This window comes from Pantoea sp. EEL5 (assembly GCF_049892805.1).
In the GTDB taxonomy this organism is placed as follows: domain Bacteria; phylum Pseudomonadota; class Gammaproteobacteria; order Enterobacterales; family Enterobacteriaceae; genus Pantoea; species Pantoea ananatis.
Genome location: NZ_JBNDNJ010000004.1, coordinates 251,508 through 263,102, shown reverse-complemented (window position 1 = coordinate 263,102; position 11,595 = coordinate 251,508). Strand labels below are relative to the sequence as shown.

The window sequence follows — 11,595 nt, the reverse complement described above, 5'->3', positions numbered from 1 at the left end:
TTTCGTACCGCAGTTGATGCGGTGATGAGGCAATGTCATGTCAGACCAGAAAAAGGGTCATTCACGCAGGGATTTTTTGCTGAAGACCATCACCCTGGCGCCCGCAGTGGCGGTAGGCAGTAGCGCACTTGGTGCATTTTCTGCGCCCGTTCAGGCGGCTGCGCCCGCCGCACCCCAGTCTGCCCGAGATTATCAGCCCACCTGGTTTACCGCCGAGGAATTTGCCTTTATCAAGGCGGCCGTTGCGCGTCTGATTCCTGCTGATGAACGCGGCCCCGGCGCGTTGGAAGCAGGCGTGCCCGAGTTTATCGATCGTCAGATGAATACGCCTTACGCCACCGGAGCGAACTGGTATATGCAGGGGCCTTTCAATCCCGACGTCCCTAAAGAAATGGGCTATCAGCTGCCGCTGGTGCCGCAACAGATCTACCGTCTCGGTCTGGCTGATGCCGATCATTACAGTCAGCAGCAGCACGGTAAGGTGTTTGCCCAACTCGACGCCGGGCAGCAGGACGCATTATTACAGGCCATGGAGAGCGGCAAAGCCGGTTTCCGTCAGCTGCCCGCCAACGTGTTTTTCTCATACTTATTGCAGAACACCCGCGAAGGCTTCTTTAGCGATCCCATCCACGGCGGCAATCAGGGCATGGTGGGCTGGAAGCTCATCAACTTCCCTGGCGCACGCGCCGACTTTATGGACTGGGTAGAGCGCGGTGAACGCTATCCGTTCCCGTCAGTGTCGATTCGTGGAGAGAGAAGCTGAGCATGGCAAATGAATTAAAGAAAGTGGATGCCGTGATTGTCGGCTTTGGCTGGGCGGGCGCCATTATGGCCAAAGAGCTGACCGAAGCAGGTCTGAACGTGCTGGCGCTGGAGCGCGGTCCACATCGTGATACCTATCCGGATGGTTCTTACCCGCAGTCGATTGATGAGCTGACCTACAACGTTCGCAAAAAGCTGTTCCAGGACCTGTCTAAGAGCACCGTCACCATTCGGCACGACGCCTCACAAACGGCCGTGCCTTACCGCCAACTGGCGGCCTTCCTGCCCGGTACCGGTACCGGCGGCGCCGGGCTGCACTGGTCGGGTGTCCATTTCCGGGTTGATCCCGTAGAGCTGAAGCTGCGTAGCCACTATGAGGCGCGCTACGGTAAAAACTTTATTCCTGAAGGCATGACCATTCAGGACTTTGGCGTGGACTACCAGGAGCTGGAGCCGTTTTTTGATAAAGCTGAAAAGGTGTTTGGCACCTCCGGTAGTGCCTGGAGTATTCAGGGCAAGGTCGTCGGCAAAGACAAAGGCGGTAACCCCTTTGCGCCCGATCGCTCTGACAACTTTCCACTGCCCGCGCAAAAGCGTACCTGGTCGGCTCAGCTGTTCGCCCAGGCCGCCGAGTCCGTAGGTTATCACCCTTACGATCTGCCGTCGGCGAACACCTCTGGTCCCTATACCAATACTTACGGCGCCCAGATGGGGCCGTGCAACTTCTGCGGCTACTGCAGCGGCTACGCCTGTTATATGTATTCCAAGGCATCGCCGAATGTGAATATTTTGCCTGCGCTGCGTCAGGAGCCAAAGTTTGAGCTGCGTAACAATTCTTACGTGCTGCGCGTCAACCTCACGGATGATAAGCAGCGTGCGACCGGTGTCACCTATGTCGATGCGCAGGGCCGTGAGCAGGTGCAACCGGCGGATCTGGTCATTCTGTCTGCCTTTCAGTTCCATAACGTCCATTTGATGCTGTTGTCCGGCATCGGTAAACCTTACAACCCGATCACCAACGAAGGTACGGTAGGGCGCAACTTCGCCTATCAAAACCTGTCGACGTTGAAAGCGCTGTTCGATAAAAACACCACCACCAATCCCTTCATCGGTGCAGGCGGTGCAGGCGTCGCCGTGGATGATTTCAATGCCGACAATTTCGATCATGGTCCGCACGGCTTTGTTGGCGGGTCGCCGTTCTGGGTGAACCAGGCGGGCACCAAACCGATCTCGGGGCTCCCCACGCCGACCGGCACGCCAAACTGGGGCAGTCAGTGGAAAGCCGCCGTGGCGGACACCTACACGCACCATCTTTCTATGGATGCTCACGGTGCGCACCAGTCTTACCGCGCTAACTATCTGGACCTGGACCCGAACTACAAAGATGCCTACGGCCAGCCGTTGCTGCGCATGACGTTCGACTGGCAGGACAACGACATTAAGATGGCGCAGTTCATGGTGGGGAAAATGCATAAAATCGCCGAAGCCATGAATCCTAAAATGATCATTGGCGGGGCGAAGAAGCCCGGTACGCATTTTGACACGACCGTGTATCAGACGACCCACATCAGCGGCGGCGCGATTATGGGTGAAGATCCCAATACCAGTGCGGTGAACCGTTATCTGCAAAGCTGGGATGTGCCGAATGTGTTCGTTCCCGGCGCTTCAGCGTTTCCGCAGGGGCTGGGATATAACCCCACCGGCATGGTCGCCGCACTGACCTACTGGTCGGCGAAAGCGATTCGGGAACAGTATCTGAAGAACCCGGGTCCCCTGGTGCAGGCATAAGGAAGATGGTGATGAAAAACGGTATTTTAGCCCTTGTGTTGGGCAGCCTCGCCTTCGCCGCCCTGGCGGATGACAGCTCGGCGGATCGGGTCAAACGCGGTGAATATCTGGCGCGCGCGGGCGACTGTGTAGCCTGCCACAGTAGTGAAGGCGGCAAGCCCTTTGCAGGGGGATTGCCGATGGCCACGCCGATTGGCACGATCTACTCCACCAATATCACGCCGGATAAATCGACCGGTATTGGTGACTACAGCTACGACGACTTTCAGAAAGCCGTGCGGCACGGTATCGCGAAAAACGGCGATACGCTCTATCCCGCTATGCCTTATCCGTCTTATGCCGTGGTCAGCGATGAAGACATGCAGGCGCTGTATGCCTACTTCATGCACGGAGTTGCCCCGGTCAGTCAGGCCAACAAAGAGAGTGATATTCCCTGGCCCCTGTCAATGCGCTGGCCGCTGGCGATCTGGCGCAACCTGTTTGCACCGGATGTAAAGGCGTTCCAGCCTGCAGAGCAGGAGGATGCGACGCTGGCGCGTGGCCGTTACCTGGTAGAAGGTCTGGGCCACTGCGGTGCCTGCCATACGCCGCGTAGTTTTACCCTGCAGGAAAAGGCGTTAACCAATGCCGGGGGAACGGATTATCTGGCGGGCAGCAGTGCGCCGGTTGACGGCTGGACCGCAAGCAATCTGCGCGGAGATAACCGCGATGGTCTGGGCCGCTGGAGTGAAGATGACCTGCGCCAGTTCCTGCGCTATGGGCGTAACGACCACACGGCGGCTTTTGGCGGCATGGTGGACGTTGTCGACCACAGCCTGCAGCACCTGACGGATGAAGACATCACGGCCATCGCCCGCTATCTGAAGTCGCTGGGTGCCAAAGATCCGCATCAGGTGGCGTTTAGCGTGGATGACGCGACGGCCAAAGCCTTATGGAAGGGCGACGACAGTCAGACGGGCGCCGCGACCTATGTGGACAGCTGCGCAGCCTGCCATAAAACCGATGGCAGCGGCTATAAACGCTTCTATCCTGCACTGCGGGGCAATCCTGTGGTGATGGCAGACGATCCGACCTCGCTGATTCACATCGTGCTGGTTGGTGGCGAACTGCGTGGAGTAAAAGGCGCGCCTTCAACCATCACTATGCCGGCATTTGGCTGGCGTCTGAACGATCAGCAGGTCGCAGACGTGGTGAACTTTATTCGTCGCAGCTGGGGCAACAATGCGGCGGATAACGTGACGGCGAAGCAGGTGGCTGCCCTGCGTGAAGAGGTCAAAGATCGTCAGGGCAATGCAGATATCAAGGTGTTAGAAGGGAAGTAGACCTCAGTGTTTCAGCCTTCCCCGCAGGGGGAAGGCTGAATGTTCAGATATGTTCCAGCCTGATACCGCGCGTCTTAGGCCCGAAAACGCCCACCGACAGCATCACCATCAGCATACTCAGCACGATAAACGCGATAACGCCATGCGTGCCGGCGTACTGCAAAATCACACCGATCAAAAGACTGCTGAATGCGGTTGATAACCGGCTGAACGAGTAGCAGAAACCCACTGCCCGTGCGCGGATGTGCGTGGGGAAAATCTCGGTCTGATAGGCATGATAGCTGCAGGTCAGCCAGGCATTCGAGAAGGTGATCAGGAAACCGCAAATAATCAGCAGTACCGGGTTGGTTTGCAGGGCAAACAGCGTACCGAATACCACCGTCATAAGCGAAGAGAGAACGATTTGCCATTTGTTTTCGAGCTGGCTGGTAAAACTGCCACAAATCAGCGATCCAATCGGGTAGGCAAGCGTGATAAAAAACGCATACAGCAGGCTGTGGGTGATCGACGTTCCCTGACCGGACAGCAATGCCGGCAGCCAGTTACCAAAACCATAAAAACCAATCGCCTGAAAGAAGTTCATGACCACCAACATAAGCGTGCGCTTGCGATAGCGGGCTGACCAGATCTCCCGAAAGCGGCTCTTCTCCGGTTTCTTGTCTGAGACGGATGGCTTCGTCAACGGCAGGCCCGGGGCGATGCCGCACCGTTTTTCCATTTTCGCCATCACCTGATGGGCCTCATCGACGCGCCCCTGCTGCACCAGCCAGCGCGCGGACTCTGGCAGGTTTTTGCGCACAAACCAGATCACCAGTGAACAGACCGCACCGGCAATCACCACCCAGCGCCAGCCTTCCAGCCCAAGGATATTTTGCGGCATCAGCCACCACGACATGAGCGCGACGGCAGGCACCGACAGGAACTGGATAAAAAACGAAAAGGCAAAAGCCCGGTTACGCAGGTGAGTGGGCACCCATTCACTCAAATAAGTATCAATGGTGACCAATTCTACGCCCAGCCCAATCCCCACCAGAAAGCGGCACAGGATCACCATCTCCGCGCTGTGCTGAAAAGCCATGAGCAGTGAAAATACGCCGTACCAGGCCAGGGCACAGATAAAGGTCAGTCGACGACCAAAGCGGTCGGCAAGGGGCGTGAGCAGGCTGGCGCCAACAAACAGCCCCAGGAAGGTAGCGGAAGCAAACGCAGCCTGATCGGTAATGCCCAGTATCCCGGCACTGCCCGCGTGAAAGATACCGGCCGCCAGCAAGCCAGTGCTGATATACCCGGTTTCAAACAGATCGTAAAGCTCAAAGAACCCGCCCAGCGCCAGCAGCGAGATAAAGCGCCATAAACCGACAGAAGAAGGTAGCGCATCAATGCGCTCAGCTAAGCTGGTGTTGGCCGACGATGCCGCCGTCGGTGCTATCCCTGTGATGAAGGCTGGTGTCATGTAAGGTGAACCTCATGTCAGGATGATTGCCATTCCCGCTACAGGCCGTGATGTGTTTTGAAAGCGTTGCCCATTCGCGAGCCGTGAAGCAGCAGAATAATCAATTACCTGATTCTTGCCGACAGGAATAGTGATGAATTTTTAGCAACGCATATTGCAGTATTGACTGGGACGGTTTTTAGGGCAGAACGTCAGGCGGCCGAGGTAAAGGCACAAGAGCCGGTCAGGGCACAAAGGCGCGGTCAGCCGTCACCACGATTGGCGGGCCGGTAAAGGCCAGGCACTCACAGGCTGACGCCGCGCCGCACAGAGTCTGTTTCCCGCTCAGGCCTGATCACCCGAGCGGGAATCCGTTTTAGACGCCAGACAGGCGGAAAGCAGAAACGGAGTGGGTCAGGTGCTGAGCCTGCTCTTCCAGCGAAGCAGCCGCGGCGGCCGACTCCTGGACCAGCGCGGCGTTTTGCTGCGTCACACCATCCATCTCAGTGACCGCCTTTTCAATCTGGCTGATACCGTGATGCTGCTCATCGGACGCGGTTGAAATGTGGTCCATCAGCTCGTTCACCCGGCTCACCGAGGAAATAATCGCATTCATCGCCTCGCCCGTGCGGCTGACCTGATCAGAACCCACGCGAATCGTCGCGACCGATTCGGCAATCAGCCCTTCAATTTCTTTCGCCGCCACGGCGCTGCGTTGCGCGAGATTACGCACTTCACCGGCGACAACGGCAAAACCCCGGCCTTGCTCACCGGCGCGCGCCGCTTCGACGGCGGCGTTCAGCGCCAGAATATTGGTTTGAAAAGCAATGCTGTTAATAACGCTGGTAATATCCTCGATCTTCTTCGAACTTTCATTAATTTTGGCCATTGAAACGATAACCTGCTGAGAAACCTTCTCGCCGGTTTCTGCGTTCTGTACCGCTTCGTTAGCCAGACGGCAGGCTTCAAACACGTTGTCCGTGTTCTGTTTAACGGTTGCCCCTAACTGCTCCATGCTGGCCGCCGTTTCCGTTAGCGCCGCAGCTTGCTGCTCGGTACGGGACGCCAGATCGATATTACCGCTGGCAATTTCCTGTGAAGCACAGGACACCGCGTGGGTTGAGTGGCGCACCCGGATAATAATGTCCGTCAGAGACGTCCGCATTTGCTCCATCGAGCTCATCAGTTGCTGAATTTCGCTCTTCGAGCCGATTTTGACCGGCACCGGGTGATCGAGCACGCCTGCCGCAATCTCGCTGCAGTGCGCTTTTGCGTTATTGAGCGGCGATAAGATATAGCGTCTGACAAAGATCAGTATCGCAATGATGATGGCCAGGAATAACAAGCCAAACACGATGAGCAGCGTGATCCCGGATGAAAAGTTGCCCTGGGCGTCAGTATTCAGTTTCTTCGCATAAGCCTCGTGTTGGGCCAGCACCTGATCCAGCACGATTTCATACTGCCGGTCGAGGCGGACTACGTTGGCAATTTGATTTTTAAAGCGCTGCTGATCGCGGGCTTCGGCCGCTTCAATCAAGGGTTGAATTCCCTGATCGCGATAAGCCAGATAGGCCTGACGATAGCGGTCTGCATCGGCCTCTTCACCCGGAATGCGTGGCGCACTCAGATAAGCCTGAAAGGCAGCATCGGCTTTAGCCGCGACGCTTTTCACGCTGTCCAGAGAATAGCCGCCCTGCGGGCCGTCGTTCTCAATTTCTTTCATGTATTCCATCAGCCGTACGCGTAACGTTCGGCTGTGGTTGATAGGATCGATAACTGATAACACTACGCGGATTTCTTTATTAACCGCATTTAACGACGCGTTGCTCCGGGCCAGTAACCAGATGCTGACCGATATGCTGATAAGAAAAAGAATTAACAGGAACGACAAAACCAGTAGTGAAGATTTTTTTAACGACATTACGCAGTCCTGAATAGGGGATTATGGACTGATATATCGGCATCAGGAGGGTAAATATTTAGTGGGAACGTGCTGAAATTAATAAACAATAAGGTGGGTAAAAGCTGAGCGAAATAATGAACCAGATGATTCAATATTATTACCTGATGATCTTTTCTGCCGGTTCGGTTATTTCGCCCTTTACGTTAGATAACCTGGGTTTTAGGGCCAGACAGATTTAACAAAGCCCGAACGACCGGCGCGTGCACAGGAACACTGCTGGCGATAAACAGCACGGCGCAAGAGGTGATGTATCGTAACGCGTTATAAACTGGCCTTTTATTTCATCATTCAACGGTCATGCTTTGTTATTATTGCCATGACAATAATATCTGACAGGAAATCACGCTTTTATTGTTGTCAGGTCTGGTCCTGTTTTATTTGTAAAATCAGCAGAGAAAAGGCTGACCTACGTCAGGTAAATAATCCGAATGATGAATCTTTATCCGGTTATCGTCGTCAACCCTGACCTGTCGTCTACACTTATTACATCGTTATAAGGAAGTCTCTACTCACCGGTATCGAGGTAATAATGCAAGTATGTCCCTATTTGTTTCTCTATGGTCGCTGTGAAGAAGCGATAGAATTCTATTTGCAGGCAACGGGTGGAAAACTGCTGCAAAAAATGACGTTTGGCGATATGCCGGAGCAGGGTGAACAGGTGGGCGATCGGTCCGCTCCGCCGTTGCCCCCTGAGAAAATTATGCATGCGCACCTCCGCATTGGTCAGGGTGAGCTGATGATGAGTGATGGCAATCCCCATCAGCCTCCGGCCTCAGAACACGCGGGCTATGCCGTGAGTCTGGCAACCAATGATGCAGAGCAGGGTAAGGCATGGTTTGAAAAGCTGTCTGCAGGCGGGAAAGTCACTACGCCATGGCAGGAGACGTTCTGGTCTAACGGCTTCGCCATGTTTATCGATAAATTCAATATTCCATGGCGCATCAACGTGGTAAAACCCGACGCGTAATACGCTGCAGTCTGTAAAGACGCGAGGCCTTCCCTATGGGAAGGCCTCAACGTTTGCCGCCACCTCTTTTCGCGGTGCGACAGCAATCAGAAGTTATAGCCAGCGACCAGGTAGTAACCCCAGCCTGTGGACTTGATTTCAGACGCGCTTTCACCAAATCCTAACTCCTGACCCGCTCCCCACTGACCGCCGTTATGAAAATAACGGGCGACGGCCGAGAAGTGCCAGTGATCGTAACCCAGCGACAGGATATGGCTGGAGGCGATTGAATTGCTGGTGCGAATCGGGCCACTCTTTTCGCGTAAGTCTGAACCCCAGTCGAAGTTGGTAAAGCCTACGTAGCCAAGGTTACCGCCCCAAAGAGTGGTGATTGGCACAAAATATTTCACTTTGAAGCGATAGCCATCCCAGCTGTTTTCATTCGCTGCACCGTAGTTTTCCCACTGGTATTTGGCATAGACGTTAAGCGACAGACCGATATCGCTGTGCGTATCGATGTCGGTGCCCAGGCCCATATACCAGGTATTCTGACGGTTGGCGCTGTTGCGGCCCATATCGTAGATATAGTTGTTCGCGAAGTACCACTCTTTAAACGGACCAAAGGCCAGGCTGGTGCCGGTCAGTTTATCAATGGAGAAACGCGGCTCAATTTCCATGAACAGCGGCGAACCGTGGTCGAAAATGCCGTTAGCATTGCTGTTGCCCACGCCAAAGAAGTTCGGCAGATCAACGTAGCCGTAAAAATCAAACCAGTCTTTTTTCGCAAACGCTTCATATTCCAGATAGACGTCATTATTGAACTGCGGTCCGAAGCGAGTATGGTAACTGCCCACCACGTTTACGCTCTGATGCCACCAGTCGGAAACGTACTGGGGAGCATTGTCAGCAGCCTGCACTGCACCGTTTAAGGAACCTGCCAGCAGGGCGCCTGCCATTAACGTTTTAAATTTCATTATATTTTGACCACTGGTTTTTATGCGCAAGACAATCGTTTGCGCGCTGTTTGGAAATCAATCCCAAAGGTTGGGCAGTAATGTACTCAGGCCGCCTGTTTTAGTTAGCGTAGCGTGCCTGTAACAGAGAGATAGAAAATAGCTTTTGGTCACATTTGTCAAAATGTGTTGCATAACAATTCATCAATATTGTGATGTTTGTCACAATATTGTCTCAGGCGAACGGAACCAGGCAACCGTTTACGTTGTCTGGTTCCGAATCAAACAGCGAGGATCAGGGAAAAGTGACGCGGACCTGAAAACCGCAACGCACACCGTGCGGATTCAGGCAATTGGACAGGGCAACGCGGATATGATGTTTGTGTGCCACGCTTCGTACAATAGACAAGCCTAACCCGCTCCCCTGGGCTTTAACATCCGGGGCGCGGGCAAAGCGATCAAACGCGCGTTCAATAAACGACTCCGGCATGCCAGGGCCGTTATCGACGATATCTACCACGGTTTGCCCGTCAACACGGTGCAGCAGGACATCCACCAGGCTGCCTTCAGGCGTATGAAGCATGGCATTGCCAATCAGGTTATCAAACAGGCTTCGCAGCTCCGATCGTCCGGCCTGCAACTGGTAGTGCGTGGTGCCGCTAAAGCCAATGTCGATACCGCGTTTATCTGCCACCACCATGAGCTGCTCAATGCTCTCTTTCAGCACATCTTCCAGCGCGATAGTTTCGAGGCTTGCGACAACCGACTGATCTTCCCAGCGTGACATATTCAGCAATTGGGTCACCAGATGGCGGGTGCGGGTCACGCCCGATTCCAGTTGTGCAAACTGACGGCTGGCCTCGCCAGGCTGAATATGCTGCCGCAGGTTCTCCAACTGCAACGTAACCGCCGTGACCGGCGTCCGCAATTCGTGAGCGGCATCTTCCATAAACTGGCGCTGTGAAGACCAGGCCGCACGAAGTTTATCCAGCAGCGAATTATAGGCGGCGACCAGCGGCTGAATTTCATCAGGCAGGCTTCCCGGTGAAACGCTGTGTGGGTGATGGGCATCCTGCGCGGCAATCTCCCGGGAGGCAACGCGCAAATCCCGGGTGATTTTGCGCACGACCAGCCAGATAACCAGTAATGACAGCGGCATCATTAAAATCAGCGGAATAATCGCCGACAGCGCCCGCCTCACCATCATTTCTTTCATGTAGCTGAGATTGAGCATCACCTGAATGGTCTTTATCTCGCTGCCGGGCTGGCCGGAGCGGGTATAAATTCGCCATTCGCAGTCGTGGCAGCCGCCGATCTGCACATCTTTGTAGCCGTTTTCGGCCTGTAACGGCGCGTGCAACTCAGGCCAGGAGCTGGAGCGTAGCTGACCTTTGGCATCCCATAGCTGAATGACGAAGGCGCTTTTGATCTTGTGCGCTGGCGCAATAAGCGGCATCAGTGGAGGGATTTCGCGATTCACTGACCAGGCATCGGCCAGCTTGGCGAGCTGCTCATCCTTGATGACGCCCACCATTTCACCGTAGCAGCTAAAGAAATACCAGGCCACGCCGCCAATCATCAGCAAATGAATGACCAGTAACGTACTGAGTAATTTATTCCGTAACGATCGCATAAAGATTTTCATATTGCCGGTACTCGCCAACCCAGTCCGCGCACGTTGCGGATCACATCATTATCCAGCTTGCGCCGCATGCCGTGGATTAATACGTCTACTGCATTGCTGCTGACTTCTTCGCCCCAGCCATAGATGCGGTTCTCTAACTGCTCGCGTGACAGGATGGCACCGGGCCGCTCCAGCAGCGCATAGAGCAGGGCATATTCCCGGGCGGTTAACTGCTCACGTTGCCCTTTGTACAGGACTTCGCGCGTCAGCATATCCAGTTGAACATCCCCGCTGCCCAGCACCGAATCGGCGGAACCGTGATGGCGCCGGGTAATCGCACGCATGCGGGCCATGACCTCCTGAAGATCAAAAGGCTTAAGCAGGTAGTCATCCGCACCATAATCCAGGCCCTGTACGCGCTGAGCGACCGTATCGCGGGCGGTAAGGATCAAGACCGGTGTGGCATCCCCGCGCCCGCGTGCCCGTCTCAGCACCTGCAATCCGTCGTCCCGGGGTAAGCCAAGATCAAGCAGGACGCAGCTGTAGCCGCCTTCGCTCCAGGCGTTTTGCGCATACACGCCATCGCGTACCCAGTCAACTGACCAGCCTGCCGCTTCCAGCGCCTGCTGCAAATTCGCGCCGATCATTTCATCATCTTCGACCAACAAAACGCGCATGGATGATGCCCTCCCGAAAAATGGCAACAGTGTAGCGCTGGATTATTAGCGCAGAATTATTGGGGCGCTCAGCCTGCTAAAAGGCCGGGGCGCGCCGGATGCCTGTACCTAAAGAGGCGATTTTACCG

9 protein-coding genes are annotated in these 11,595 nt (G+C 54.9%); 4 read left to right on the top strand and 5 right to left on the bottom strand.

Translation table 11 applies throughout. The annotated features are described in order from the left end of the window. Positions 1 to 37 precede the first annotated feature (37 nt). The 3 genes from ACPXSQ_RS17010 to ACPXSQ_RS17000 are packed head-to-tail and all read left to right on the top strand — an operon-like array spanning position 38 to position 3,872. Complete coding sequence (locus tag ACPXSQ_RS17010) at positions 38 to 763, top strand: gluconate 2-dehydrogenase subunit 3 family protein (RefSeq protein ID WP_029570871.1); 726 nt, start codon at positions 38 to 40, stop codon at positions 761 to 763. Between the two features lie 2 nt (positions 764 to 765). Continuing rightward, positions 766 to 2,550: a GMC family oxidoreductase gene (locus tag ACPXSQ_RS17005; RefSeq protein WP_042677508.1), complete on the top strand. Its 1,785-nt coding sequence runs from the start codon at positions 766 to 768 to the stop codon at positions 2,548 to 2,550. A gap of 11 nt (positions 2,551 to 2,561) precedes the next feature. Beyond that, a complete protein-coding gene (locus tag ACPXSQ_RS17000) occupies positions 2,562 to 3,872 on the top strand; it encodes a c-type cytochrome (RefSeq protein ID WP_064372961.1) in 1,311 nt (436 codons plus the stop codon). Between the two features lie 43 nt (positions 3,873 to 3,915). On the opposite strand, the gene ACPXSQ_RS16995 is transcribed toward ACPXSQ_RS17000, so the two are convergent. Continuing rightward, positions 3,916 to 5,325 carry an MFS transporter gene (locus tag ACPXSQ_RS16995; protein WP_013024203.1) on the bottom strand — a complete coding sequence of 470 codons (1,410 nt, stop codon included), beginning with the start codon at positions 5,323 to 5,325 and terminating at the stop codon, positions 3,916 to 3,918. Positions 5,326 to 5,680: 355 nt separating this feature from the next. Then, entirely contained in the window at positions 5,681 to 7,225 is a 1,545-nt protein-coding gene (locus ACPXSQ_RS16990; RefSeq protein ID WP_014595085.1) for a methyl-accepting chemotaxis protein, read from the bottom strand. A gap of 571 nt (positions 7,226 to 7,796) precedes the next feature. Here ACPXSQ_RS16990 and yjdN point away from each other — a divergent pair. After that, on the top strand, positions 7,797 to 8,234 hold the full coding sequence (gene yjdN / locus ACPXSQ_RS16985; RefSeq protein ID WP_013024205.1) for a VOC family metalloprotein YjdN: 438 nt from the start codon (positions 7,797 to 7,799) through the stop codon (positions 8,232 to 8,234). Positions 8,235 to 8,320: 86 nt separating this feature from the next. On the opposite strand, the gene ACPXSQ_RS16980 is transcribed toward yjdN, so the two are convergent. The 3 genes from ACPXSQ_RS16980 to ACPXSQ_RS16970 form a co-directional block, all read right to left on the bottom strand. Continuing rightward, complete coding sequence (locus tag ACPXSQ_RS16980) at positions 8,321 to 9,187, bottom strand: nucleoside-specific channel-forming protein Tsx (protein WP_014595086.1); 867 nt, start codon at positions 9,185 to 9,187, stop codon at positions 8,321 to 8,323. 274 nt (positions 9,188 to 9,461) lie between these two features. Next, positions 9,462 to 10,811, bottom strand: a complete 1,350-nt coding sequence (locus ACPXSQ_RS16975; protein WP_026020989.1) for a sensor histidine kinase — start codon at positions 10,809 to 10,811, stop codon at positions 9,462 to 9,464. Continuing rightward, positions 10,808 to 11,467: a response regulator gene (locus ACPXSQ_RS16970; RefSeq protein WP_014595088.1), complete on the bottom strand. Its 660-nt coding sequence runs from the start codon at positions 11,465 to 11,467 to the stop codon at positions 10,808 to 10,810. Before ACPXSQ_RS16970 ends, ACPXSQ_RS16975 begins: the two co-directional genes overlap by 4 nt. Between the last annotated feature and the right edge of the window lie 128 nt (positions 11,468 to 11,595).

Bases quoted from the DNA above. Each gene is read 5' to 3' on its own strand.
- ACPXSQ_RS16980 (WP_014595086.1), bottom strand. From the start codon at position 9,187: ATGAAATTTAAAACGTTAATGGCAGGCGCCCTGCTGGCAGGTTCCTTA.
- ACPXSQ_RS16990 (WP_014595085.1), bottom strand. From the start codon at position 7,225: ATGTCGTTAAAAAAATCTTCACTACTGGTTTTGTCGTTCCTGTTAATT.
- ACPXSQ_RS17005 (WP_042677508.1), top strand. From the start codon at position 766: ATGGCAAATGAATTAAAGAAAGTGGATGCCGTGATTGTCGGCTTTGGC.
- ACPXSQ_RS16995 (WP_013024203.1), bottom strand. From the start codon at position 5,325: ATGACACCAGCCTTCATCACAGGGATAGCACCGACGGCGGCATCGTCG.
- ACPXSQ_RS16975 (WP_026020989.1), bottom strand. From the start codon at position 10,811: ATGAAAATCTTTATGCGATCGTTACGGAATAAATTACTCAGTACGTTA.
- ACPXSQ_RS17000 (WP_064372961.1), top strand. From the start codon at position 2,562: ATGAAAAACGGTATTTTAGCCCTTGTGTTGGGCAGCCTCGCCTTCGCC.
- ACPXSQ_RS16970 (WP_014595088.1), bottom strand. From the start codon at position 11,467: ATGCGCGTTTTGTTGGTCGAAGATGATGAAATGATCGGCGCGAATTTG.
- ACPXSQ_RS17010 (WP_029570871.1), top strand. From the start codon at position 38: ATGTCAGACCAGAAAAAGGGTCATTCACGCAGGGATTTTTTGCTGAAG.
- yjdN (WP_013024205.1), top strand. From the start codon at position 7,797: ATGCAAGTATGTCCCTATTTGTTTCTCTATGGTCGCTGTGAAGAAGCG.